This window comes from Achromobacter deleyi (assembly GCF_016127315.1).
In the GTDB taxonomy this organism is placed as follows: Bacteria; Pseudomonadota; Gammaproteobacteria; order Burkholderiales; family Burkholderiaceae_B; genus Achromobacter; species Achromobacter insuavis_A.
Genome location: NZ_CP065997.1, coordinates 6,386,772 through 6,411,689, shown reverse-complemented (window position 1 = coordinate 6,411,689; position 24,918 = coordinate 6,386,772). Strand labels below are relative to the sequence as shown.

Annotated in this window: 24 protein-coding genes; 21 read left to right on the top strand and 3 right to left on the bottom strand. The window is 67.0% G+C overall.

All coding sequences use genetic code 11. The features are described 5' to 3' along the window. Positions 1-50: 50 nt before the first annotated feature. A complete protein-coding gene (gene sugE / locus I6I07_RS28955; protein WP_198484690.1) occupies positions 51-368 on the bottom strand; it encodes a quaternary ammonium compound efflux SMR transporter SugE in 318 nt (105 codons plus the stop codon). 268 nt (positions 369-636) lie between these two features. Between sugE and panD the strand changes: the two genes are divergently transcribed. The 7 genes from panD to I6I07_RS28920 all read left to right on the top strand — a co-directional run bounded on the left by panD (position 637) and on the right by I6I07_RS28920 (position 8,494). Next, positions 637-1,005: an aspartate 1-decarboxylase gene (gene panD / locus I6I07_RS28950; RefSeq protein ID WP_006393954.1), complete on the top strand. Its 369-nt coding sequence runs from the start codon at positions 637-639 to the stop codon at positions 1,003-1,005. A gap of 55 nt (positions 1,006-1,060) precedes the next feature. Continuing rightward, complete coding sequence (locus tag I6I07_RS28945) at positions 1,061-2,107, top strand: CDP-6-deoxy-delta-3,4-glucoseen reductase (protein WP_198484689.1); 1,047 nt, start codon at positions 1,061-1,063, stop codon at positions 2,105-2,107. Between the two features lie 195 nt (positions 2,108-2,302). Then, positions 2,303-3,559 (top strand): D-amino acid dehydrogenase, encoded by a 1,257-nt coding sequence (locus I6I07_RS28940; protein WP_198484688.1) that lies wholly within the window; start codon positions 2,303-2,305, stop codon positions 3,557-3,559. A gap of 4 nt (positions 3,560-3,563) precedes the next feature. Further along, positions 3,564-4,904 carry an extracellular solute-binding protein gene (locus tag I6I07_RS28935; protein ID WP_198484687.1) on the top strand — a complete coding sequence of 447 codons (1,341 nt, stop codon included), beginning with the start codon at positions 3,564-3,566 and terminating at the stop codon, positions 4,902-4,904. Positions 4,905-5,149: 245 nt separating this feature from the next. Next, on the top strand, positions 5,150-5,596 hold the full coding sequence (locus tag I6I07_RS28930; RefSeq protein ID WP_198484686.1) for a TrbG/VirB9 family P-type conjugative transfer protein: 447 nt from the start codon (positions 5,150-5,152) through the stop codon (positions 5,594-5,596). Between the two features lie 17 nt (positions 5,597-5,613). Continuing rightward, positions 5,614-8,238 (top strand): alanine--tRNA ligase, encoded by a 2,625-nt coding sequence (gene alaS / locus I6I07_RS28925; protein ID WP_198484685.1) that lies wholly within the window; start codon positions 5,614-5,616, stop codon positions 8,236-8,238. After that, on the top strand, positions 8,225-8,494 hold the full coding sequence (locus I6I07_RS28920) for a sulfurtransferase TusA family protein (RefSeq protein WP_006393960.1): 270 nt from the start codon (positions 8,225-8,227) through the stop codon (positions 8,492-8,494). Before alaS ends, I6I07_RS28920 begins: the two co-directional genes overlap by 14 nt. 65 nt (positions 8,495-8,559) lie before the next feature. On the opposite strand, the gene I6I07_RS28915 is transcribed toward I6I07_RS28920, so the two are convergent. Next, the gene (locus I6I07_RS28915) at positions 8,560-9,141 is read right to left on the bottom strand and encodes a hypothetical protein (protein ID WP_198484684.1); all 582 of its coding nucleotides are present in this window, start codon (positions 9,139-9,141) and stop codon (positions 8,560-8,562) included. A 504-nt stretch (positions 9,142-9,645) separates the two neighbouring features. Between I6I07_RS28915 and rpsP the strand changes: the two genes are divergently transcribed. From rpsP to I6I07_RS28875, 8 genes are all read left to right on the top strand, one after another. Then, positions 9,646-9,906: a 30S ribosomal protein S16 gene (gene rpsP / locus I6I07_RS28910; RefSeq protein WP_006393962.1), complete on the top strand. Its 261-nt coding sequence runs from the start codon at positions 9,646-9,648 to the stop codon at positions 9,904-9,906. Between the two features lie 67 nt (positions 9,907-9,973). Continuing rightward, positions 9,974-10,591 (top strand): ribosome maturation factor RimM, encoded by a 618-nt coding sequence (gene rimM / locus I6I07_RS28905; RefSeq protein WP_035360160.1) that lies wholly within the window; start codon positions 9,974-9,976, stop codon positions 10,589-10,591. Next, a complete protein-coding gene (gene trmD / locus I6I07_RS28900) occupies positions 10,591-11,409 on the top strand; it encodes a tRNA (guanosine(37)-N1)-methyltransferase TrmD (protein ID WP_198484683.1) in 819 nt (272 codons plus the stop codon). Before rimM ends, trmD begins: the two co-directional genes overlap by 1 nt. Positions 11,410-11,750: 341 nt before the next feature. Next, positions 11,751-12,425, top strand: coding sequence for a helix-turn-helix domain-containing protein (locus I6I07_RS28895; protein WP_198484682.1), 675 nt, complete (start codon positions 11,751-11,753; stop codon positions 12,423-12,425). Positions 12,426-12,515: 90 nt separating this feature from the next. Continuing rightward, positions 12,516-13,268 (top strand): ABC transporter substrate-binding protein, encoded by a 753-nt coding sequence (locus I6I07_RS28890; protein ID WP_024068344.1) that lies wholly within the window; start codon positions 12,516-12,518, stop codon positions 13,266-13,268. A gap of 119 nt (positions 13,269-13,387) precedes the next feature. Then, positions 13,388-14,041, top strand: coding sequence for an amino acid ABC transporter permease (locus tag I6I07_RS28885; protein ID WP_006393967.1), 654 nt, complete (start codon positions 13,388-13,390; stop codon positions 14,039-14,041). After that, complete coding sequence (locus tag I6I07_RS28880; RefSeq protein ID WP_198484681.1) at positions 14,038-14,769, top strand: amino acid ABC transporter ATP-binding protein; 732 nt, start codon at positions 14,038-14,040, stop codon at positions 14,767-14,769. The genes I6I07_RS28885 and I6I07_RS28880 overlap by 4 nt, the downstream gene beginning before the upstream one ends. A gap of 9 nt (positions 14,770-14,778) precedes the next feature. Beyond that, the gene (locus I6I07_RS28875) at positions 14,779-16,068 is read left to right on the top strand and encodes an NAD(P)/FAD-dependent oxidoreductase (protein WP_198484680.1); all 1,290 of its coding nucleotides are present in this window, start codon (positions 14,779-14,781) and stop codon (positions 16,066-16,068) included. Between the two features lie 101 nt (positions 16,069-16,169). On the opposite strand, the gene I6I07_RS28870 is transcribed toward I6I07_RS28875, so the two are convergent. Next, entirely contained in the window at positions 16,170-19,076 is a 2,907-nt protein-coding gene (locus I6I07_RS28870) for a valine--tRNA ligase (RefSeq protein ID WP_198484679.1), read from the bottom strand. A gap of 433 nt (positions 19,077-19,509) precedes the next feature. On the opposite strand from I6I07_RS28870, the gene ndk reads away from it, so the two are divergent. Genes ndk through I6I07_RS28840 form a run of 6 tightly spaced genes read left to right on the top strand, consistent with a single transcriptional unit; the run spans position 19,510 to position 24,916 of the window. After that, positions 19,510-19,935: a nucleoside-diphosphate kinase gene (ndk, locus tag I6I07_RS28865; protein WP_006393972.1), complete on the top strand. Its 426-nt coding sequence runs from the start codon at positions 19,510-19,512 to the stop codon at positions 19,933-19,935. A 41-nt stretch (positions 19,936-19,976) separates the two neighbouring features. Then, positions 19,977-21,131, top strand: a complete 1,155-nt coding sequence (gene rlmN / locus I6I07_RS28860; RefSeq protein ID WP_198484678.1) for a 23S rRNA (adenine(2503)-C(2))-methyltransferase RlmN — start codon at positions 19,977-19,979, stop codon at positions 21,129-21,131. Then, a complete protein-coding gene (locus I6I07_RS28855) occupies positions 21,128-21,628 on the top strand; it encodes a helix-turn-helix domain-containing protein (RefSeq protein WP_198484677.1) in 501 nt (166 codons plus the stop codon). The genes rlmN and I6I07_RS28855 overlap by 4 nt, the downstream gene beginning before the upstream one ends. A 15-nt stretch (positions 21,629-21,643) precedes the next feature. Continuing rightward, a complete protein-coding gene (gene ispG, locus I6I07_RS28850; protein ID WP_116521389.1) occupies positions 21,644-22,930 on the top strand; it encodes a flavodoxin-dependent (E)-4-hydroxy-3-methylbut-2-enyl-diphosphate synthase in 1,287 nt (428 codons plus the stop codon). A 54-nt stretch (positions 22,931-22,984) separates the two neighbouring features. After that, complete coding sequence (gene hisS, locus I6I07_RS28845) at positions 22,985-24,274, top strand: histidine--tRNA ligase (RefSeq protein ID WP_198484676.1); 1,290 nt, start codon at positions 22,985-22,987, stop codon at positions 24,272-24,274. Positions 24,275-24,277: 3 nt separating this feature from the next. Then, the gene (locus I6I07_RS28840; RefSeq protein ID WP_006393977.1) at positions 24,278-24,916 is read left to right on the top strand and encodes a YfgM family protein; all 639 of its coding nucleotides are present in this window, start codon (positions 24,278-24,280) and stop codon (positions 24,914-24,916) included. Positions 24,917-24,918 lie beyond the last annotated feature (2 nt).

The window sequence follows — 24,918 nt, the reverse complement described above, 5'->3', positions numbered from 1 at the left end:
CGCCGCGCCCCGGCGCGTGGCCGGGGCGGTGGGGGTCAGGCTGACAGCGCTCAGGCCGACGTCAGCTTCAGGCCGATCAGGCCCAGCACGATCAGCGCGACGCTGGCGATACGCAGCCAGCTGAGGGATTCCTGGAACAGAATGATGCCGGCCACGAAGGCGCCGACGGTGCCGATGCCGACCCACACCGCGTAAGCGGTGCCCAGCGGCAGTGTCTTCATCGCCAGCGCCAGCAGCCAGAAGCTGATGAGCATGCCGCCCACCGTCACCAGGGACGGCATCAGGCGCGTGAAGCCATGGGTGTATTTGAGGCCGACGGCCCAGACGATTTCGAACAGGCCTGCCAGTACAAGGATGATCCAGGTCATGACGACTCCTACTTGAGAGGGGTCGTCCCCGGATTGATGCGTTGCCGGCAATGGCCAATGCCGCCGTTGCCGATGGCAAATGCCGCCATGGGGCGGCGGACGCAGCAACGGGCCGTCCCGTCGCGGCAAAAATTATAGAATACCGGCTTCCGACGGCAAAACCGGGTGTCGTCGGGCTGCATGCCCGCAGGTGCGCGCCATCCGCGGGTGTTTTCACATTTATCGCATCACTTCGCGTTCCGGCACGCGAAACCAGGATATTCCCATCATGCAACGCATCATGCTGCGGGCAAAGCTGCACCGCGTCACGGTCACCGAAGCCGACCTCCACTACGAGGGTTCTTGCGGCATCGACGAAGACCTGCTGGACGCTGCCGGCATGCGCGAGTTCGAACGCATCGAGCTCTACAACATCAACAATGGCGAACGCTTCGATACCTACATCATCAAGGCGGCCCGCGGCAGCGGCATCATCTCGCTCAATGGCGCGGCCGCGCGCCGGGCGCAGGTCGGCGACCTGATGATCATCTGCACCTACGGTCCGATGTCGGAAGAGCAATCCGCCACCCACAAGCCGCAGGTCGTGCTGGTGGACGACGCCAACCGCGTCAAGGAAATCCGCAAGTTCCCGGCCTGAGGCCGGGCCGGGCGGCGCGTCGCGTGGCGCGCCGTCAACCCTGATCCGTTTCATCATGAGCTTCCAGGTCATCATTCAACCCAGCAAGCATCAATTCCCGGTCGAGCCCGGCCAGACCGTGCTCGACGGCGCCCTGGCCGCGGGCATCGTGCTGCCCTACAGCTGCCGCAACGGCGCCTGCTCCACCTGCAAGGGCAAAGTGGTGTCCGGGGAGTTCGACGCCGGCCAGTACCCCGCGCAGATCCTGTCGCCCGAGGAACTGGCCGACGGCTACACCCTGTTCTGTCAGGCCCGGCCCGCGTCCGACCTGGTGGTCGAGTCCACCGAAGTGCGCCTGGCCAGCGACATCCAGATCCGCAAGCTGCCTTCGCGCGTGCAGACCATGGAGCGCGCGGCGCCGGACGTGACCGTGCTCAAGCTGCAATTGCCCGCCTCGGAGCAATTCCGCTACTACGCCGGCCAGTACATCGAGGTCATCCTCAAGGACGGCCGCCGCCGCAGCTATTCGATGGCCGGCGCGCCGCACACCGGCAGCCCGCTGGAACTGCACATCCGCCACATGCCGGGCGGGGTCTTCACCGACCACGTGTTCGGCGCCGGCGACACCCAGATGAAAGAGCGCGAGATCCTGCGCCTGGAAGGCCCGTTCGGGTCGTTCTTCCTGCGTGAAGACAGCGACAAGCCGGTCGTCCTGCTGGCCAGCGGCACCGGCTTCGCGCCGGTCAAGGCCATCGTCGAGCACATGATCCACAAGAACATCCGCCGTCCGGTGTCGCTGTACTGGGGCGGCCGCCGCCCGCGCGACCTGTACATGGACGAACTGGCGCAGTCGTGGGCCCGCGACCTGCCGGACTTCCGCTACGTGCCGGTGGTGTCGAACGCGCTCGAGGAAGACGGCTGGAACGGCCGCGACGGCTTCGTCCACGAGGCCGTGCTGCAGGACATCCCCGACATGTCGGGCCACCAGGTCTACGCCTGCGGCGCGCCGCCCATGGTCGACGCCGCGCGGCGCGAATTCAGCGCCCAGTGCGGCCTGCCGCCGGAGGAGTTCTACGCCGACGCCTTCACCTCCGAGGCCGACCTGGCGAAGGCCGCGACCTGAATCCAGCAGGGCGGCGCATGACCCGAAAGGGAAGGAATCCGGCCACGGCGGGTTCCTTCCCTTTTTTTGATGGAATCGGCCGTAGGCGGGGGCGGGGCGCCGGGGTAAACTGCGGTGTCATCTTGGCAGCGGCTTGCCACGGGACGCGGGCATCGTGTCCGCGGGCTCAGTGGGCCAGCAGGGAGCAATGCGGGCATGAAAGTAGCGGTATTGGGTAGCGGCATCATCGGAATCTCCAGCGCCTGGTGGCTCAGCCAGGCGGGCCATGACGTCGTGGTCATCGACCGCTGCACCGGACCCGCCCAGGAAACCAGCCTGGCCAACGGCGCGCAGATCTCCGTTTCCTACGCCGAGCCGTGGGCCAACCCGCAGGCGCCCCTGAAACTGCTCAAGTGGATGTTCCAGGACAACGCGCCGCTGCTGTTCCGCCCGCAGCTGGACTGGCGCCAGTGGATGTGGGGCCTGGCCTTCCTGCGCGAATGCCTGCCGGGCCGCCTGGCGCCGAACATCCGCGCCATGGTCCGCATGGCCGAATACAGCCGCGCCACGCTGCGCGGCATGCGCGCCGAACTCGGCATCGAATACGACCATCTCGAGCGCGGCATCCTGAATTTCTACCGTGACCAGCACGAATTCGAGAACTCGCAGCGCGCCGCCGGCCTGATGCGCGATTTCGGCGTCGAGCGCCGCGTCGTCTCGACGGACGAGGTCATCGCCATCGAGCCGGCCCTGGCGCCGCATCGCAACACCATCGTCGGCGGCGACTACACCCCCGAGGACGAAAGCGGCGACGTGCACCTGTTCACGGTCGCGCTGGCCGAACGCTGCGCGCGCGCCGGCGTCGAATTCCGCTACAGCACCCGCGTCACCCGGCTCATCACCCAGGCCGGCGCGGTCAATGGCGTCGAACTGATCGAGCCCGATGGCCGCTACGGCACCCTGGCGGCCGACGCCTACGTGGTGGCCATGGGCAGTTTCAGCCCGTCGCTGCTGCGTCCGCTCGGCATCCCGTGCAACGTCTACCCGGCCAAGGGCTATTCGGCCACCTTCCCGGTGCTGAACCCCGGCGGCGCGCCCACGGTCAGCCTGACGGACAGCAGCCACAAGGTGGTGTTCTCGCGCCTGGGCGACCGCCTGCGCATGGCCGGCACGGCCGAGCTGTCCGGCTATTCGCGCGGCCTGAATACCGGCCGCTGCGAAGCCATGACACGGCTGGCCCGCGAACTCTTTCCCGATGCGCTCGACTTCGAGCGCGTCAGCTATTGGTCGGGCCTGCGCCCGTCCACTCCCTCGAACGTGCCCATCATCGGCCGCAGCCACATTCCCAATTTGTATATCAATACCGGACACGGTACTCTCGGCTGGACGATGGGCGTCGGCTCGGGCCGGGCGCTGGCCGACCTGCTGAGCGGACGTCGTCCAGAACCGGAATTCCCTTTTCTTGGTCTATGAACCTATGAAGAAATTGCAATTGGCGGGCATTGCCCGCGCGATGTTCGCCAGCCGGCGCACATGGGTCTTTGGCGCCGCCATGGCGGTCGCGGGCGCGGTCCATGCCGCTCCCGTCGAAATCCAGGTCTGGCACACGCTGCCGGACGCCAACAAGGCCGAATTCGAGAAGCTGGCCAAGCAGTACAACAAGGAGCAGGACCAGGTCAAAGTGACCCTGCGCGCCTTCGCCTCGCAGGCCCAACTGCAGCAGGAAGCCACCGCCGCGGTCAAGGCCAAGAAGGCCCCCAACCTGGTGCAACTGAACGACAACCATTCGCCGGAAGTCGTGGCCGAACACAAGGCCATCCTGCCGATGTACGAATTGCTGGCCAAGTATCCGATCAAGGACCTGAACTGGTTCGTGCCGGCCACCAGCAGCTTCATCCGCGACGGCAAGGGCCGCTTGCTGGCCTTCCCGTGGATGGCCGAAGTGCCGGTGATGTTCTACAACACCGCCGCCTACAAGAAGGCCGGCCTCGATCCCAACAAGCCCGCCCGCACCTGGACCGGCCTGCAGGCCGAGCTGCTCAAGCTGCGCGACGTGGCCGACCTCGACTGTCCCTATGCCTCCAGCGACCAGGTCTCGGTCCACCTGGAAAACCTGGCGCCGGTGAACAACCAGCAGTACACCAGCAACAACAACGGCCTGGACGCGGTTACCAAGAAGAGCGCGGCGCCGGCGATGCAGTTCGACACGCTCTACATGCGCCACATCTCGCTGATGGTCAGCTGGAAGCGTTCGCTGCTGTTCATGGCGCACACCGCCGACAACAGCGCCGACAAGCTGTTCGCCAAGGGCGAGTGCGCGGTGCTGACCGGCAACTCGGGCTCGTTCGGCCAGTTCCTGAACACCAAGTCGCTGGCGTTCGGCGTGGCGCCGCTGCCTTACTACGACCAGGCCACCCAGACCGGCGGCCAGCCGTTCGTGAGCGGCTCGGCCCTGTGGGCGCTGGATGGCCGTCCGAAGGACGAGGAAAAGGCCACGGCGCAGTTCCTGGCCTGGCTGTCCAAGCCCGTCATCGCGGCGGAATGGCACCAGCGCACCGGCTACCTGCCGCTGACCGAAGCCGCGTTCCGCGCCTCGGACGTGTCGTTCTACAAGAGCATCCCCGGCGCCCAGGCCGTGGTGGCCTCGATGAGCGCCCGCCCGGTCGCCAACAGCCGCGGCTTCCGCATGGCCAACTACGACCGCATCGAGCCCATCTTCAACCAGCAGCTCAACGACGCGCTGGAAGGCAAGACGCCGCCGGTGTCGGCCCTGAACAACGCCGCCAACCAGGCCCGCGCCATCGCTACGCAGCGTTGATCGCAGGTCCGTCGGGCTGGCGCCACGGCGCCGCCCGGCCACCCGAAAGCCCGGTTTCCGAACCGGGCTTTTTTCATGCCCGCGGCCGGCGGGGCGGGATGCCGGCGAGGTTGCGTGGCGCCGGCGGGGGGGCGGGATGGATTGCTCCCTGCGTATATGCCGGTCTGTGAAGATGGCGGGGGCGCCGGCACCATGATGGCGGTGCGGCCCGCTTTCGGGCCGCCGTCTTTCCGAAGGTGGCGTGGATGGTACGAAGATTCTTCCTGGCGGCGGGGCTGGCGAGCCTGGCCGGATGCGCGGCGTGGCCGGCCGGGCGGCCGGCGAGCGGCGCGTCCTGGCGGGCGGCCGGGGCCGCGTCGCGGCCGTACGATTTCGGTTGGCGGCTGTCCGGCGATCCGGCGGTGGCGCCGTTGCAGGTGTTCGACGACGGCCGCGAAACCTGGCTGCAATTCGCGCCGGACCAGGCGGTGCCGGCCATTTTCGGCGTCGATTCCGCCGGCGAGCGGGTCCTGCCTTACGCGCGTCGCGATCCCTACGTGGTGCTGGCCGGCCGCTGGGACGGCCTGGTGTTCCGGGGCGGCCGGCTGTCGGCGCGGGCGCGCCGGGCCCATCCGAGGGCGGCCGCGCCGCCTGCGGGTCGGCCCCGACGATGCAAGGCGCCGACAACCCTCTATAATCAAAGATTCGCCTAAATTCTGCTTCATCCACGATGAAATCCTCCGAGATTCGCCAGCAGTTCCTGCAATTCTTCAAGTCCAAGGGACACACCATCGTCCCTTCGTCGTCGCTCGTGCCGGGCAACGATCCGACCCTGCTTTTCACCAATTCGGGCATGGTCCAGTTCAAGGACGTCTTCACGGGCAAGGAATCGCGGTCGTACACGCGTGCCACGTCGTCTCAGCGCAGCGTGCGCGCCGGCGGCAAGCACAACGACCTGGAGAACGTGGGCTACACCGCCCGCCACCATACGTTCTTCGAAATGCTGGGCAATTTCAGCTTCGGCGACTACTTCAAGCGCGACGCCATCCAGTACGCCTGGGAACTGCTGACGCAGGTCTACAAGCTGCCCGCCGACAAGCTCTGGGTCACCGTCTACCAGGAAGACGACGAGGCCTATGACATCTGGGCCAAGGAAGTCGGCGTGCCGGCCGAGCGCATCATCCGCATCGGCGACAACAAGGGCGCCCGCTACGCGTCGGACAACTTCTGGCAGATGGCCGACACCGGCCCCTGCGGTCCGTGCTCGGAAATCTTCTACGACCACGGTCCCGAGATCTGGGGCGGCCCCCCGGGATCGCCCGAGGAAGACGGCGACCGCTACATCGAGATCTGGAACCTGGTGTTCATGCAGTTCGAGCGTGACGCCGCCGGCAACATGCCGCGCCTGCCGCGCCCCTGTGTCGATACCGGCATGGGCCTGGAGCGCATCGCGGCCGTGCTGCAGCACGTCCACTCCAACTACGAGATCGACCTGTTCCAGCACCTGATCGCCGCCGCCGCGCGCGAGACCGGCATCAAGGACCTGGAAAACAATTCGCTCAAGGTCATCGCCGACCACATCCGCGCCTGCTCGTTCCTGATCGTCGACGGCGTCATTCCCAGCAACGAAGGCCGCGGCTACGTGCTGCGCCGCATCGTCCGCCGCGCGCTGCGCCACGGCTACAAGCTGGGCCAGACCAAGCCGTTCTTCCACCGCCTGGTGCCCGACCTGGTCGCCGAGATGGGCGAAGCCTATCCCGAGCTGGCCGCCACCGCCGAGCGCGTGGCGCAGGTGCTCAAGCAGGAAGAAGAACGCTTCGGCGAAACGCTCGAACACGGCATGCGCATCCTCGACGGCGCGCTGGCCAATGTGCCCAAGGGCGGCCAGCTGGACGGCACCACGCTGTTCACGCTGTACGACACCTATGGTTTCCCGGTCGACCTGACCGCCGACATCTGCCGCGAGCGCGAGGTCGACGTCGACATGGCCGGCTTCGAAGTCGCCATGGAGCGCCAGCGCGACCAGGCGCGCGCCGCCGGCAAGTTCAAGATGGCCGAGGGCCTGAGCTACGAAGGCGCGGAAACGCGTTTCGAAGGCTACGAAAAGCTCGAGCTCGACAACGTCAAGGTCACGGCCTTGTACGTCGACGGCACCCAGGTGCAGCAGGTCCAGGCCGGCCAGAGCGCCGTGGTGGTGCTGGACGCCACCCCGTTCTACGCCGAGTCCGGCGGCCAGGTCGGTGACACCGGCCTGCTCGAAGCCGCCGGCGTGCGCTTCGCCGTGGGCGATACGCTCAAGATCCAGTCCGGCGTGTTCGGCCATCACGGCACGCTCGAAGAGGGCAAGCTGGCCGTGGGCGACACGCTGCTGGCGCGCGTGGACGCGGTGCGCCGCGCCCGCACCGTGCGCAACCACTCGGCCACCCACCTGATGCACAAGGCCCTGCGCCAGGTGCTGGGCGCGCACGTGCAACAGCGCGGCTCGCTGGTCGACCCCGACAAGACCCGTTTCGACTTCGCGCAGGACGCGCCCCTGACCGCCGAGCAGATCGCGCGCGTCGAGGCCATCGTCAACGCCGAAATCCTCGCCAACCAGCCCACCGTGGCCCAGGTCATGGCCTACGACGACGCCGTCAAGGGTGGCGCCATGGCGCTGTTCGGCGAAAAGTACGGCGACACCGTGCGCGTGCTCGATATCGGTTTCTCGCGCGAACTGTGCGGCGGCACCCACGTCGGCCGCACCGGCGACATCGGCCTGTTCAAGATCGTGTCCGAAGGCGGCGTGGCCGCCGGCGTGCGCCGTATCGAGGCCATCACGGGCGACAACGCCCTGGCCTGGGTGCAGAACCAGAGCGCCCTGCTGGCCCAGGTGGCCGGCATGCTGCGCAGCACGCCCGCCGACCTGCCGACCCGCATCTCGCAGGTGCAGGACCAGGTCAAGCAGCTCGAGAAAGACCTGGAGCAATCGCGCAGCAAGCTCGCCGCCAGCGCCGGCAACGACCTGGCCAGCTCCGCGGCCGTCGAGGTCAAGGGCATCAAGCTGCTGGCCGCCAGCATCGGCGACGTCGATCCCAAGGCCCTGCGCGGCATGGTCGACAACCTGAAGGACCGCCTCAAGCCCGCCGTGGTGCTGCTGGCCACCGGCTCCGCCGATGGCAAGATCAGCGTCGTCGGCGGCGTCACGGCCGACCTGACCAACCGCATCAAGGCCGGCGACCTGGTGGGCTTCGTCGCCAGCCAGGTGGGCGGCAAGGGCGGCGGCCGTCCGGACATGGCCATGGGTGGCGGCACCGATCTGGCGGCATTGCCCGCCGCGATCGCCAGCGTGCAGAAGTGGGTCGATGAGCGCCTCTGATCTGGACACCGCGCCGGCCGTGCCGGCGCCGTCCTTCGACCAGGACGTCGACGCCAGCGGCCTGACCTGCCCGTTGCCGATCCTGCGCGCCAAGAAGGCCCTGGCGCAGATGGAAAGCGGCCAGGTGCTGCGCGTCCTGACCACCGACCGCAACGCCATCCGCGACTTCCAGGCGTTCGCCCGCCAGACCGGCAACGTGCTGGTCGCGCAACACGAGGCCGACGGCCGCGGCGTGCATTTCCTGCGCCGCCGCTGACCTCCACGCGCCATGAAAAAGGCCAGCCTCCCCGGGCTGGCCTTTTTGTTTTCCGGCGCAGCGCCTCACTTGTGGATCGCCGCCGCGACCGCCTGCGTGATGGTGAAGTCCACCAGGTCGCCTTCCTTCAGTTGCGCCAGGCGCGCCTGCAGGGCGGGGTCCTGCACCTGGATCGTGCGCAGGCCGCCTTGCGGTCCCTTCAGCGTGACCAGGTTGGCGCTCTTGTTGATGTGCCAGATCTCGGCGGTGATGGTGGTCTGCCGGCCCATGGCGCCGCCGGGCTTGGCCCCCTTGGCGCTGCGCGTGCCGGCGGTCTGGGTGACGACCTCGGGGGCGCCGGAGCCGGCCGGACGCACGTCGATGGCGACCGACTCGTAATAGTCCAGCGACAGCGAATCGCCCGGCTTGATCTGGTTGAAATTACGTACGTTCGGCCCGGCCTGGACATCTACCACATTGCCATTGGCGCCCTGCAGGGTGATGGTGCGGGTGGCGGGATCCACCGCGGTGACCTTGCCGGTGGCGGTGGTCAGCGCGGCGCCGACCACCCGGGCCTGGGCCGCCATCGGCAGCGACAGCATGCCCGCCAGCAGACCTGTTGCCGCCAGGCGCGCGACAGGGGTGAAGACAGTTTTACGGTTCTTCATGGTGTAGCACCCTCCGGTAGAGGAAGTTGGGGGAAAACGCGGGGGAGAAATGGGGCGCGATCAGTCGCTGCGAAACCGGGGACGTTTGCGCGGGCGCGGGGTGTGCAAGGGCAGGGAGGCGCGGCGCCGTTCTGGCGCGGCAGGGGGGAGCGGGCTTGCGGATGTGGCGCAGGATGACATTCCGATCTCTCCAATCGGGGACATGCTTCACACGCACTTGCAAAGGGCGCCGGTCGGGCGGCGCGTCGCGGATGGAAACGCCGCCGGGCGATTTTCGTGCACCCCGGCGCGGCACGGCGGCCCGTGACGGGCTACACTCTGCCTGCGGCGGGCTCCGGCCCGGATTTTGTAGAATACCCCCATGTAGCGCATATGTGGCGCATATGTGGTGTTTTCGCGTATAAATCGCGCCGCCTCTTTCGATATTCAGCACGGGCATTTGCCAGCCGGCTTGTTTAAGTGCTAGAATTTCCCGTTTTTCACAACTAATTCAAGGGATTACCTATGGTGGTGATTCGCCTGGCCCGCGGTGGGTCCAAGAAGCGTCCGTTCTACAACCTGGTGGCCACCGATTCGCGTAACCGTCGCGACGGCCGTTTCATCGAGCGCGTGGGTTTCTACAACCCCGTCGGCAACGAAGGCACGGAAAACCTGCGTATCGCGCTGGATCGCGTGCAACACTGGACCAGCAACGGCGCCCAGCTGTCGCCGGCCGTCGAGCGTCTGGTCAAGGACTACTCGGCCAAGGTTTCCGCCGCGGCTTAATGCCCGCGTCGCACGCCTGAACCCTGCTAGTTTCTAGCTACGCTGTACGAAACCGATAGCCCGACACATGTCTGATGCCGCACATTCCAACGCGGCGCCTGCGGACTTGATCGAGCTGGGTCGCATCAGTGCGGCCTACGGTGTGAAAGGCTGGGTCAAGGTGCAGCCGCATTCGGCCAATGCCGAAGTGCTGCTCTCAGCTTCTCAATGGTGGTTGACTCGCCCTGTGCCTGAATTGGCGCGGGGCGCTGTCGCGTCTGCGCCTGTCGCATACAAGGTCGTGCAAGTCCGTTCGCAGGGCGCCACCGTGGTGGCCCAGCTGGCTGGCATTGCCGACCGTGACAAGGCCGAAGCGCTGCGCGGTTTTTCCGTGCAGGCGCCGCGGGGTTCCTTCCCCGCGCCCGAAGAAGACGAATACTACTGGGTCGATCTCATTGGCTGCTCGCTGTACACCACGGCGAATGGCGACGCCGCGCTCATAGGCGTGGTGGACGAGGTCCTGGATAACGGCGCTCATGCCGTCTTGAAAGTCTTGTGCCAGAAGGTCGGAGCCGACGGCCCCGAACCTATCCTGAACGCCAAGGGAAAGCCCGCCGAAATGCTCGTTCCGTTCGTGCGCGCGCACATCCAAGCCGTCGATCTGGCCGCGCGCCGCATCGATAGCGACTGGCCCGCGGATCTCTGATGCGCATTGATGTCGTGACGCTCTTTCCCGAAATGTTCGGGGTGGTGCGCGACCTGGGCGTCACCGGCCGGGCCCATGCCCAGGGCCGGTGGGCCCTGCATGTCTGGAATCCGCGTGATTTCACCAGTGATCCTCACCGTACCGTGGACGACCGCCCTTATGGCGGCGGCCCCGGCATGGTGATGATGGCGGCTCCGCTGGAAGCCGCCGTCAACGCCGCCCAGGCGGCGCGCGCGGCCCAAGGCCTGCGGCCGGCCCCGGTGGCGCTGCTCGCGCCCGTGGGCAAGCGTTACGACCAGGCCGGCGCCGAGGCGCTGGCTGCCAGCGACGGCCTGATTCTCATCTGCGGTCGCTACGAAGGCGTCGACCAGCGCTTCATCGAACGCTGCGTCACGCACGAAATCTCGCTGGGCGACTTCGTGTTGTCTGGCGGCGAGATCGCGGCGCTCGCCGTGATCGACGCCGCGGTGCGCCTGTTGCCGGGCGTGCTGAACGACGGCGACTCCGCGTTGCAGGACTCCTTCAACGACACGCTGTCCGGCCTGCTGGACAGCCCGCATTACACGCGCCCCGAGGTCTATGAGGGCGCGCCGGTGCCGGCGCCGCTGCTCAGCGGCCATCACGCCAACATCTCGCGCTGGCGCCGTGAACGCTCGCTGGCGCTGACCGTTGCGCGTCGCCCCGAGCTGATCGAGTCGGCCCGCGCCCAGGGGTGGCTGTCGCTGGCCGACGAACGCTTCCTGGCCGAACTGGCCGGCGAGCCGTTGCCGCCGCTGCCCGCCAAGCGCCGCCGCGGATCCAAACCCAAGGCTTCCTGAGCCGGCCGGCACATCCCCTGGCCTTGCGTCAGGACGCGCTTGCGTCGGTTTCGTGACTGGCGCATCTCTCTCGATTTTTTTTGCCGAGGCGCCTTTTTCCGAGGTCCGCGCCGGGATGCGTGCATCCCGGTTTCATGTCGATGCCCCCGGCCTCCGGTTGTCCTCGTTCCACTTGCCCTCGTTCCCGCGGCGCCAGCCCGCGTACCGCCGTTCATCGCGCGGGGTTCATTCGCAAGCCTTTTCCCTTTTTCCAAGACCTGATCGGCCTAGGGATGCTCCTAGGTTGTAGCGGCTCGCCTCGCTCCTTAGTATTGAAAATTACATCAAAATGAAATTTTCATATGAGCCGATCCTCTCCCGTGCCGCGTGATGCCGACGCGCTGTCCAGGCCAGCGCTGGCGGCGGGCCGTCCCGAATCCGCCGTCGACATGTGGCTGGGCCAGCAGCTGCGCCAATTGCGCAAGCAGCACGGCCGCTCGCTGGCGGACGTGGCGCAGGCCTGCGCCATGTCGGTGGGCCTGCTCAGCCAGATCGAGCGCGGCCTGAGCTCGGCGTCGGTCAAGACGCTGCACCAGCTGGCGCGCGAGTTCGGGGTGTCGGTCAACGCCTTGCTGCGCAACGCCGAACACACCGAAGGCGAGGACGGCGGCCGCGTCGCCCGCGCCGGCACGCATCGCTACATCGACCTGCGCGAGAAGGGCATCGTCAAGGAGATGTACACGCCGCCCGCGTGCCGCAGCATGGACCTGTGCCGCGCCACCATCGAGCCCGGCGGTTCGACCGGCAACGAGCTGTTCGTGACCGGGCAGGGCGAGCAGATCGGCGTGGTGCTCAAGGGCACGCTCGAACTCTGGGTGGGCGACCGCGTCGTGCTGCTCAAGGAAGGCGACAGCTTCTGCTACGCCAGCAGCACGCCGCGGCGTTGGCGCAATCCCGGCTCCCAGGCGACCGAGGTCATCTGGGCCATCTCGAATATCAATCAAGCCGCGGGGGATGTGACGCAACCGCCGCCTTGAGCGCGCGGGCAGTGAATCGGCGCGATGACACTGGGGATCATCCGCCTTCCGGGCACGCTCCGGAACTCTTTGCCTAGATGAGGAAATGTCATGAAATTCAAGACTCTGGTTGTCTCTGTATTCGCAGCATTGTCCACGGCCACGGCCGCGCAGGCCCAGACGGTGCTGAAGGTGGGGTCCACGCCCACCGGCAGTCCGTTCACCTTTCTCGACACCAAGACCAATTCCATCGAGGGGGTGATGGTCGACATCGTGAAAGCGGTCGGCAAGGAGGCCGGTTTCGAGGTGCAGATCGAGCCCATGGCGTTTTCCGCGCTGATCGGTTCGCTGACCTCCAAGCGCATCGATATCGTTTCGGCGGCCATGTTCATCACGCCGCAACGCCAGCAGGTGGTGAGTTTCTCGGAGCCGGTCTATCGCTACGGCGAAGGCCTGATGGTGCTCAAGAGCGACAACAAGGAATACAAGTCCTTCGCCGACATGAAGGGCATGACGGTCGGCGTGCAGGTCGGCACCGCCTTCGTCGAACCGATCCAGAAGAGCGGCGTGTTCAAGGAAGTAAAGCTCTACGACAATCCGCCCGACATGATGCGCGACGCCAACGCCGGCCGCATCCAGGGCGGCTTCATGGACTACCCGATCGCCGCGTACATCCTGACCCAGGGCAACTATCCCAACCTGAAGATGGCGCAGTCCTACCAGCCCACCGTCATGGGCAGCCTGGGCCTGGCCACGCGCAAGGACGACACCGCCTTGCTCGAACGCATCAACAAGGCGCTGGCCAAGCTGAAGGCCGATGGCGCCATCGACCAGATCCTGAAGAAGTGGGGGCTGGGCGGCTGACGCCCGTTTGATGGCGGGCGCGGCGCCGTGACAGGCGTCCGCCCGGACTGCGCGCCCTGGCGCGCGGACCGGCCGCGACCCGGCTTCCCGGATGCGGCCCAGTAGGGGTGAATCGAGTCATGACGGAATTCTTCAAAGACGCGGCGGAGTACCTGCCGATCCTGTTGCAGGGGGCCAAGCTCACCATCCTGGTGACGCTCGGGTCGCTGGTCCTGTCCACGTTGTTGGGGCTGGTGTGGGCGCTGATGCGGGTCTCCGGCAACAAATACCTGTCCAAGTTCAGCGCGGGCGTGATCAACCTGCTGCGCGGCATCCCGATCATCGTGCTGCTGTTCTACATCTACTTCGTGATGCCGGACATGGGCATCGCGTTGACGGCGGTGCAGGCGGCCATCATCGGCCTGGGCATCGCCTATTCGGCCTACCAGGCCGAGAACTTCCGCGCCGGCATCGAGGCCATCGACCGCGGCCAGATCGAGGCGGCCATGGCGATGGGCATGAGCTGGAGCATGACCATGCGCCGCGTGGTGCTGCCGCAGGCCGTCAAGATCGTGCTGCCGCCCTACGGCAACATCATGATCATGATGCTCAAGGACTCGTCGCAGGCGTCCACCATCACGGTGGCCGAGCTTGCCCTGCAGGGCAAGCTGATCGCCGTGTCGACGTTCAAGAACGCCACCGTATTCTCGCTGGTGGCGCTGATGTACCTGGTGATGTGCGTGCCGCTGATCTTGCTGGTGCGGCATCTGGAAAAGAGGAGTGCCGCCAAATGATCGAACTCAAGGGCGTGCGCAAGAGCTTCGGGTCGCTGGAGGTGCTCAAGGGCATCGACGCCGAGGTCAGCAAGGGCGAGGTGGTGTGCGTGATCGGGCCGTCCGGCTCGGGCAAGTCCACCATCCTGCGCTGCATCAACGGGCTGGAGCGCTACAACGCCGGCCGCATCACCGTCGATGGCGAACTGGTCGATTGCGACGCGTCGTCCATCGTCTCCATCCGCACGCAGGTGGCGATGGTGTTCCAGCGCTTCAACCTGTTCCCGCACCGCACCGCGCTGGAAAACGTGGTGGAAGGGCCGATCTACGTGAAGGGCGAGCCGCGCGCGCAGGCGCTCGAACGAGGCCGTGAACTGCTGGCCAGCGTCGGCCTGGCCGACAAGGCCGACGCCCATCCGCCGCAACTGTCCGGCGGCCAGCAGCAGCGCGTGGCGATCGCGCGGGCGCTGGCGATGCAGCCCAAGGCGATCCTGTTCGACGAACCGACCTCGGCGCTCGACCCTGAACTGGTGGGCGACGTGCTGGGGGTGATGCGCAAGCTGGCCGAGGCCGGCATGACCATGGTCGTCGTGACGCACGAGATGAGCTTCGCGCGCGAGGTCGCGGATCGCGTCATGTTCTTTGACGGCGGCGTGATGGTCGAGCAGGGCGCCGCCCGTGAAGTGCTGAATCAGCCGCAGCACCCGCGCACGCAGGATTTCCTGCGCCGCGTGCTGCATCCCATGTGAGGAACCATCATGTCGCAGACGCCGTTTCCGCTTTCCCCGTCGCTCTGGGCCGCCACCGCGGCGCCGCCGCCGGACACGCAGCCGCTGGCGCAGTCCGCGCAGGCCGACGTGCTGGTGGTGGGCGGCGGCTATGCCGGCCTGAGCACCGCGCTGCACCTGGCCGAGCAGGGCGTGCGCGTGGTGCTGCTGGAGGCGCGCGAGATCGGCTTTGGCGGTTCGGGCCGCAACGGCGGCCAGGTCATCCCGGGCCTCAAATACGATCCCGATGCGCTGGTCTCGATGTTCGGCGGCGAGCGCGGTGAGCGCCTGGTGCGCTTTGCCGGCGCCACCGCCGATTCGGTGTTCAACCTGATCGAGCGGCACGCAATGGATGTGCCGCACGTGCGCAGCGGCTGGATCCAGGGCGCCCACAATCCCGCGGCGCTGCAGCTGGCGCACGCCCGCGCGGCGCAGTGGGCGCGCCATGGCGCCGACGCGCAGCCGCTGGACAAGGCGCAGGTGGCGCGCCTGATCGGCACCGATCGCTACCTGGGCGGCTGGATCGACCGGCGCGCGGGCGCGGTGCAGCCGCTGAGCTACGCGCGCGGCCTGGCGCGCGCCGCCTTGAACGCGGGCGCGGTGATCCACACCGATACGCCCGTCACCGGGCTCAAGCGCGACGGCGGCAAGTGGATCGCCACCACCGCGGGCGGCGCCAGCGTGACGGCCGACCGCGTGGTGATGTGCACCAATGCCTACGGCGCCGACCTGCTGCCAGGCCTGAAGACCTCGATCATCGACGCCAACACCTTCCAGGTCGCCACCACGCCGCTGCCGGAGCGCCTGCGCGCGGGCATCTTCCCGGAAGGGCAGGTCACCTCCGACACCCGCAACCTGCTGCTCTATTTCCGGCTGGACCACCAGGGCCGCCTGCTGATGGGCGGGCGCGGGCCGTTCCGCGAGCCCAAGGGGCCGCAGGACTGGGCCCACCTGGAACGGGTGATGGTGAAGATGTTCCCGCAGGTGGCCGGCACGCCGTTCGAATACCGCTGGTGCGGCCGCGTGGCCATCACCCGCGACTACCTGCCGCACCTGCACGAGCCGCAGCCCGGCCTGCTGGTGGATATCGGCTGCCAGGGGCGCGGCGTGGGCCTGCAGACCAGCATGGGGCGCGCCATGGCGCAGTACCTCGTCAGCGGCGATGCCAAGGCGCTGCCGGTGCCCTTGTCGCCGGTGACGCCGTTCCCGCTCTATGGGTTGCGGCGCCTGTACGTCAACGCGGTGGTCACGTGGTACCGCATGACGGACGGCGGCGTGTAGGCTGGCGCGGCGCCCGCCGGCGTGATGCGCAGCGGCAAGACACATGTGAAAAAAAAGCCCCGGACTTGTCCGGGGCTTTTCGCATGCGGCGTGTCAGGCGATCAATTGCCCAGCTTGCCGCGCTGTTCGCGCACCTTCTGCAGCGTCTCGCCGAATTGCGCGACGCGGGCCTTTTCCTGCTCGACCACGGCGGCCGGGGCGCGTTCGACGAAGCTGGCGTTGGACAGCTTGCCGTTGGCCTTGGCGATCTCGCCTTCCAGGCGCGCGATTTCCTTGTCCAGGCGCACGCGCTCGGCGGCCACGTCGACCTCGACGTGCAGCATCAGGCGGCTGGCGCCGACCACCTGCACCGGCGCGCCCGCGTCGGGCAGGGCGTCCAGCACGTCGACCTGGCTGAGCTTGGCCAGCGCGGCCAGGTAGGGGGCGTTGCGCGTCAGCGTGGGCGCGTCGCCCTGGGCGCACAGCGGCACCTTCTGGGCCGGCGACAGGCTCATCTCGCCGCGCAGCGCGCGCACGGCCTCGATCTGGGCCTTCAGCTCGGCCACGTCGGCTTCGGCGGCGGTGTCCACGGCGGCCGGGTTGGCCTGCGGGAACGGTTGCACGCTGACGCTGTCGGCCACGCCTTCCTGGCGCTTGCCGGCCACCACCGAGACCTTCTGCCACAGTTCTTCCGTGATGAACGGAATGATCGGGTGCGCCAGGCGCAGCACGCCTTCCAGCACGCGGATCAGCGTGCGGCGCGTGCCCAGCTGCCGGGCCGGCGTGCCGGTCTGGATCTGCACCTTGGCCAGTTCCAGGTACCAGTCGCAGTATTCATCCCAGACGTAGCGGTACAGTGCGTTGGCGACGTTGTCGAAGCGGTAGTCGGCAAAGCCGCGCGCCACCTCGGCTTCCAGCGCCTGCAGCTGGCTGACGATCCAGCGGTCGACGAACGAGGTTTCGCCCGCGTCCGAACCGGTCAGGTCGTGGCCTTCGGTGTTCATCAGCACGAAACGGGTGGCGTTCCAGAGCTTGTTGCAGAAGTTGCGGTAGCCCTCGCAGCGCTTCAGGTCGAAGTTGATGTTGCGGCCCAGGGTCGCGTAGGCGGCCATGGTGAAGCGCAGCGCGTCGGTGCCGAAGGCGGGGATGCCATCCGGGTACTGGCGGCGCGTCGCCTTTTCGATGGCGCCGGCCTGCTTGGGATTCATCAGGCCGTAGGTGCGCTTGGCCACCAGGCCGTCCAGGTCGATGCCGTCGATCAGGTCGACCGGGTCGAGCGTGTTGCCCTTGGACTTGCTCATCTTCTGGCCGTCGGCGTCGCGGATCAGGCCGTGCACGTAGACGTGCTTGAACGGGATCTGGCCGGTCAGGTGCGTGGTCAGCATGACCATGCGCGCGACCCAGAAGAAGATGATGTCGAAGCCGGTGACCAGCACGCTGGACGGCAGGTAGCGCTGCAGGTCGGACGTCTGGTCGGGCCAGCCGAGCGTGGTGAAGGGCACCAGGCCCGACGAGAACCACGTGTCCAGCACGTCCGGATCGCGCTTGAGCTCGCCGCTGATGCCGGCGGCGCGGGCCTGCTGGATCGCTTCGGCTTCGTCGTGGGCGACGAACACCTGGCCGTCTTCCGCGTACCAGGCGGGAATCTGGTGGCCCCACCACAGCTGGCGCGAAATACACCAGTCCTGGATGTTGTTGAGCCACTGGTTGTAGATGGTGGTCCAGTTGTCCGGGTAGAACTGGATGCGGCCGTCGGCCACCACTTCCAGCGCCACTTCGGTGATGCTCTTGCCCGGGTTGAGCGTGCCCTCGGGGGCCGGCTTGCTCATGGCGACGAACCACTGGTCGGTCAGCATGGGCTCGAGCACGACGCCGGTGCGGTCGCCCTTGGGCTGCATCATCTTGTGCGGCTCGACCTTGACCAGGTAGCCCTCGGCTTCCAGCTGGGCGACCACGGCCTTGCGGGCCTCGTAGCGCTCCATGCCCTGGAACTGCTTGGGACCGTTCTCGTTGATGTGCGCGTCGAGCGTGAAGATCACGATCAGCGGCAGGTCGTGGCGCATCGCGCAGGCGTAGTCGTTGAAATCGTGCGCGCCGGTGATCTTGACGCAACCGGTGCCGAAGTCGGGATCGACGAAGTCATCCGCGATGATGGGGATGTTGCGGTCGCACAGCGGCAGCTCGACCTGCTTGCCGACCAGGTGCTTGTAGCGCGGGTCTTCGGGGTGCACGCACAGCGCGCCGTCGGCCAGCATGGTCTCGGGACGGGTGGTGGCGATGGTCATGCCGCGCAGCGTGACCGTCTGGCCGTCCTTGTCGACGATGGTCTGCGGACCGTCGACGAAGGGGTAGAGGATGTGCCACATGTGGCCGTCGGTCTCTTCCGACTGCACTTCCAGGTCGGACACGGCCGTCAGCAGCTTGGGGTCCCAGTTGACCAGGCGCTTGCCGCGGTAGATCAGGCCCTGTTTATGCAGGCGCACGAAGGTCTCCACCACGCCGCGCGACATGCGGTCGTCCATGGTGAAGTACTCGCGCGGCCAGTCGGCCGAGGCGCCCAGCCGGCGCACCTGGCCGGTGATGGCGCTGCCCGACTTTTCCTTCCATTCCCACACTTTTTCGACGAATTTCTCGCGGCCGAGGTCGTGGCGCGAAACCTTCTGGGCGTCGAGCTGTCTTTCAACCACGATCTGCGTGGCGATGCCGGCGTGGTCCGTCCCCGGAATGAAGACGGTGTCGTCGCCCAGCATGCGGTGGTAGCGGATCAGGCCATCCATGATGGTCTGGTTGAACGCGTGGCCCATGTGCAGCGTGCCTGTCACGTTGGGCGGCGGGAACTGGATGACGTAAGGCTCGGCGGCAGGCTTGCTTTGCGTCCCCGTTTTTACGTGCGACCCCGCGGCGAAGTAGCCGCGCTTGTCCCACTCGGCGTACCAGCGGGATTCGAGTTCGGCGGGTTCGAAACTCTTGGAGAGTTCCGGGGAGTCGGTCGCGGCGGGCGCGGCGTTCGGGGGAGCAGCTTGAGTCATTACAGGGTTCCGGCAGACAGGGCGCCCGGTCGATGGAAACGGGCAAGCAAACCGCTCATTTTAAGATGTAATGCGGTCGTATCGGCGTGTTAGAATACCGGGTTACTGTAAACCTTTTAGAAGTCCCTGAATTCATTGAGGTTTCGCCAAAAGTTCATTGAAAAAACGCTGCGAATTTCAGCACAATGAACCGAGCGAAGCACTCGAGATGGGACAACCCGGGGGCAACCCCGGGACAACTCCGAAGGGTGGACAGTGTCGAATCCCCGCCTTGGCACAGGCGGCCGGGACGGCCCGGAACGCGCTGTCAACGCAGCTGTTCCGAGCCGCTTGCGCGCCCATGGCGCGATGCCGCTTGAAGGGTGACACCGACAAGCGCAGGCCACGCCAGGCAACCATAGAAACCAGTCAGCAATCAGTTTTTGGAGTTCTCATGTCCATCCAACGTACCCTCTCGATCATCAAGCCCGACGCCGTCGCCAAGAACGTCATCGGCCAGATCGTCGGCCGTTTCGAACAAGCCGGCCTGAAGGTCATCGCCGCCCGCCTGGCCCAGCTGTCGCGCGCCGACGCCGAGCGTTTCTACGCCGTGCACAAGGAACGCCCCTTCTTCAAGGACCTGGTTGACTTCATGATCTCCGGTCCCGTGTTCGTGCAAGTGCTGGAAGGCGAAGACGCCATCCTGAAGAACCGCGACCTGATGGGCGCCACCGACCCCAAGAAGGCCGCCCCGGGCACCATCCGCGCCGACTTCGCCGACAGCATCGACGCCAACGCCGTGCACGGCTCGGACGCGCCGGAAACGGCCGCCGTCGAAGTGGCTTTCTTCTTCCCCGAAATCAACATCCACAGCCGTTGATTTTCCGGAAATCGTTTTAGCGTCATAGCAATACCCAGGTCATGGAAACCGTCGAACGAATCAACCTGTTGGGGCTGGATGGCTCCGCCCTGTCCGAACTCGTCGGGCAGTGGGGCGGCAAGCCGTTTCGCGCCCGTCAGCTGCAGCGCTGGATGCACCAGCGCGGCGCCGATTCGTTCGACGCCATGACCGACCTGGCCCGCGATTTCCGCGGCCAGCTGGCGTCGCGTTGCGTCATCGAGGCGCTGGCGGTCAACACCCAGCAACGCTCGTCGGACGGCACCCGCAAGTGGCTGTTCGACGTGGGGCAGGGCAACGCCATCGAAACCGTCTTCATCCCCGAAGACGACCGCGGCACGTTGTGCATCTCCAGCCAGGCCGGCTGCGTGGTGAACTGCCGTTTCTGCTCGACCGGGCACCAGGGGTTCAACCGCAACCTCAAGACCAGCGAGATCATCGGCCAGCTGTGGTGGGCCAAGCGCGTGCTGGAAGCCGACATCGGCACCGCGCGCCTGGAAAGCGCCCGCGCCACCGAGGATACCCGCGTCATCAGCAACGTGGTCATGATGGGCATGGGCGAGCCCCTGCTCAACTACGACCAGGTGCTGCCGGCCCTGCGCCTGATGCTCGACGACAACGCCTACGGCCTGTCGCGCCGCCGCGTCACGGTGTCGACCTCGGGCGTGGTGCCCATGATGGACCGCCTGTCGCAGGACTGTCCGGTGGCACTGGCCGTGTCGCTGCATGCGCCCAACGACGCGCTGCGCGACGAGCTGGTGCCGCTGAACAAGAAATACCCGTTGAAGGAGTTGCTGGCCGCGTGCGAACGCTACCTGGCTTTCGCCCCGCGCGACTTCATCACGTTTGAATACTGCATGCTGGACGGCATCAACGATACCGACCAGCACGCCAAGGAACTGATAAACATCGCACGCCAGATCCGCTGCAAGCTCAATCTGATCCCGTTCAATCCCTTCCCCGCGTCCGGCCTGAAGCGTTCGCCGACGGCCCGCGTCAAGGTGTTCGCCCAGCGTCTGATGGACGCCGGCATCATCACGACGGTCCGCAAGACCCGGGGGGACGATATCGATGCCGCTTGTGGTCAACTGGCCGGAGAAGTGCGCGACCGTACCCGGATCACCGAACGGAACGCCGCGCAGCGCCAGACCATACCAATTAGACAGGTGCATGCATGACGCAGGATATCGCTTCTGCAGTTTCAGAAACGCCCGCGGGCGCAGGGGGCTCGGGCAAAGTGGGCTCGGCGCTGCGCACGCTGCGCCAGTCCAAGGGCTGGTCGCTCGATGAAGTGTCCAGCCGCATCAAGTTTTCGGCCAAGCAGATCGAGGCCCTCGAGAACGAACAGTGGGCCGAGCTGCCCACCGGCGTCTCGCTGCGCGGCCTGATCCGCAACTACGCCCGCATGCTGGGCGCCGATTCCCAGGCCATCGTCGACTCGCTCGATCCCAAGGCCCGTGTCACCGGCCCGGTCAAGCTGAGCCCGGGCGCGCTGCATTCGGCGCATTCCATTCCCCAGTCGAGCGCGGACGACGATCGCGGGTCCTCGACCTCCTGGGGCTGGCTGGTCGCCATCGTGCTGGTGCTGGCCGCCGGCGTCGCCTACGCCTTCTGGCAGGGCTGGCTGCCGCAGCAGTGGCTGGCGTTCGACTGGCTCCCCAAGCTGTCCAAGTAAATACCGGTTTAGCCGATGCAAGATTCCTCTCTGCCTTGCCAGGATGCGCCGCCGCCCTCAGTGGGCGCGGCTTCCCGCCGCGTCACGCGTTCGGTGGCGGTGAAGTGGGGCGACCGCACGGTCATGATCGGCGGCGACGCGCCGGTGGTGGTCCAGTCCATGACCAACACCGATACCGCCGACGCCATCGCCACGGCGATCCAGGTCAAGGAACTGGCGCTGGCCGGTTCCGAGATGGTGCGCATCACCGTCAATACGCCCGAGGCGGCCAAGGAAGTCATGGCGATCCGCGAGCAGCTCGACCGCATGGGCGTGGACGTGCCGCTGGTGGGCGACTTCCACTACAACGGCCACAAGCTGCTGACGCAATTCCCGGACTGCGCCCAGGCGCTGTCCAAGTACCGCATCAATCCCGGCAACATGGGCGGCGGCAAGCGTCGTGACGACAACTTCGCCCAGATGATCGAGGTGGCTTGCCGTTACGACAAGCCGGTGCGCATCGGCGTGAACTGGGGCAGCCTGGATCACGAACTGATGGCGCGCAAGATGGACGAGAACAGCCGCCGCGCCCAGCCCTGGGAAGCGCAGGCGGTGATGCGCGACGCGCTGGTGGTGTCCGCCATCAGCAACGCCCAGCGCGCCGAGGAACTCGGCCTGCGCCGCGACGCCATCATCCTGTCGTGCAAGGTCAGCCACGTGCAGGACCTGATCACGGTCTACCGCGACCTGTCGGCGCGTTGCGACTATCCGCTGCACCTGGGCCTGACCGAGGCCGGCATGGGCAGCAAGGGCATCGTCGCCTCGACCGCCGCGCTGGCCGTGCTGCTGCAGCAGGGCATCGGCGACACCATCCGCATTTCGCTGACGCCGGAACCCGGCGGCGACCGCGGCCGCGAAGCCGTGGTGGCGCAGGAAATCCTGCAGACCATGGGCCTTCGCGCGTTCACGCCCATGGTGGTGGCCTGCCCCGGTTGCGGCCGCACCAGCAGCACGTTCTTCCAGGAACTGGCCGATAGCATCCAGTCCTACCTGCGCCGGCAGATGCCGGTGTGGCGCGCCCAATACCCCGGCGTCGAAAGCATGAACGTCGCGGTCATGGGCTGTGTGGTCAACGGGCCTGGCGAAAGCCGCCACGCGGACATCGGCATCAGCCTGCCGGGCACCGGCGAGGTGCCGGCCGCGCCGGTGTTCGTCGACGGCGAGCGCACGGTCACCCTGAAGGGCGACCATATCGCCGAAGAATTCCAGGCCATCGTTGAAGACTACGTGGCGCGCCGCTATGGCGCGCTCGCCTCTCATTAAAGAAAGGGTGTGGCCGCGAGGCGCGCTGCCAGCGCGCGGGGCGGCATGATCAAGATGACTCAAGCTTTCCAGAAAGTCGCCGCCATCCGCGGCATGAATGACCTGCTGCCAGGGCCCAGCGCCCGCTGGGAGCAATTCGAGGAAATCGTGCGCGGCTGGCTGCGCGGCTACGGCTATCGCAACGTGCGTACGCCCGTGCTTGAGCATACGCGCCTGTTCACGCGCGGCATCGGCGAAGTGACCGACATCGTCGAAAAAGAGATGTACACGTTCACCGATGCGCTCAACGGCGAATCGCTGACCATGCGGCCCGAGATGACCGCCGGCATCGTGCGCGCCTCGATCGAGCACAATCTGCTGTACGACCGCCCGCAGCGCGTCTACTCGATCGGCCCGGTGTTCCGCCACGAGCGCCCGCAGCGCGGCCGCTACCGCCAGTTCCACCAGATCGACGTCGAGGCCCTGGGCTTCGCCGGTCCCGACGTGGACGCCGAACTGATCGTCATGCTGGCCCGCCTGTGGAAGCTGCTGGGCCTGACCGACGTGCGCCTCGAACTGAACTCGCTGGGCCAGCCGGCCGAGCGCGCCGCGCATCGCGCCGCGCTGATCGCGCACCTGGAAAAGCACAGCGACATCCTGGACGAGGACGGCAAGCGCCGCCTCTACACCAACCCGCTGCGCGTGCTGGACACCAAGAACCCCGCCATGCAGGAAATGGCCGACAGCGCCCCGCGCCTGTTCGACTTCCTGGGCGAGGAATCGCGCGCCCACTTCGACGGCGTGTGCCAGCGCCTGACCGACGCCGGCATCGAATATCGCCTCAACCCGCGCCTGGTGCGCGGGCTCGACTACTACAACCTGACCGTCTTCGAATGGATCACCGACCGCCTGGGTTCCCAGGGCACGGTGTGCGGCGGCGGCCGCTACGACGGCCTGATCGAACTGCTGGGCGGCAAGGCCGCGCCGGCCGTCGGCTTCGCCATCGGCATGGAGCGCCTGCTGGACCTGTGGGAACAGAGCGTGCAGGTCGAAGCCCCGGCCGAGTGCGACGTCTATGTCGTGCACCAGGGCGAAGACGCGCAGCGCCTGGCCGCCCGGGTCGGCGAAGACCTGCGCGACGCCGGCCTGTCGGTGGTGGTGCACGCCGGCGCCGCCAGCTTCAAGTCCCAATTCAAGCGCGCCGACGCCAGCGGCGCCCGTGTTGCGGTTATCCTTGGCGCCGATGAAGTGGCTTCGCAGACCGCCAGCATCAAATTCCTGCGCACCGACGCCCAAGGCGATGGCGCGCAGCAGCAAGTCCCGTTGGCGGGCTTGGCCGACGTACTGAAGAATCTCAAGGGTTAGGGCATGGCATACGATCTGGAAGAACAGGAAAAACTCGACGCGATCAAGGCGTGGTGGGCTCGCTACGGCACGCTGGTGCTGTCGCTGGTGGCCGCCGTGGCGGTGGCCTGGGGCGGCTGGTGGGGCTCGAAGGCCTACCAATCGCACAAGGCCAACCAGGCCATGGGTTATTTCGAAGCGCTCGAAGACGCGGCCCGCTTGGGCGGCGCCGATTCCTCGGTGCGCATCAAGGCCGCCGCGGCGACCCTGCGCGACCAATACGGCTCGACCGGCTACGCCACCCGTGGCGCGCTGGTGGCGGCCCAGGCGCTGCAGGCCCAGAAGGACGTCGACGGCGCCCGCCAGCAGCTCGAATGGCTGGCCGGCCAGACCAAGAACCCGTCCATGCAGGCCGTCGCCCGGCTGCGCCTGGCGGGTCTGCTGCTGGACCAGAAGCAATACGATGCCGCGCTGGGCCAGCTGAACAACGCCCCGGCCGCGTTCGCCGCCTTGTTCGCCGACCGCCGTGGCGATATCCTCGCGGCGCAAGGCAAGCGCGAGGACGCGCGTGCCGCATGGCAAAGCGCCATTGATGGCCTGGGCACGGCGAATCCGCTGACCCAGGTTGTGCAACTGAAACTGGATGCCCTGAGCGGAGCGTGACT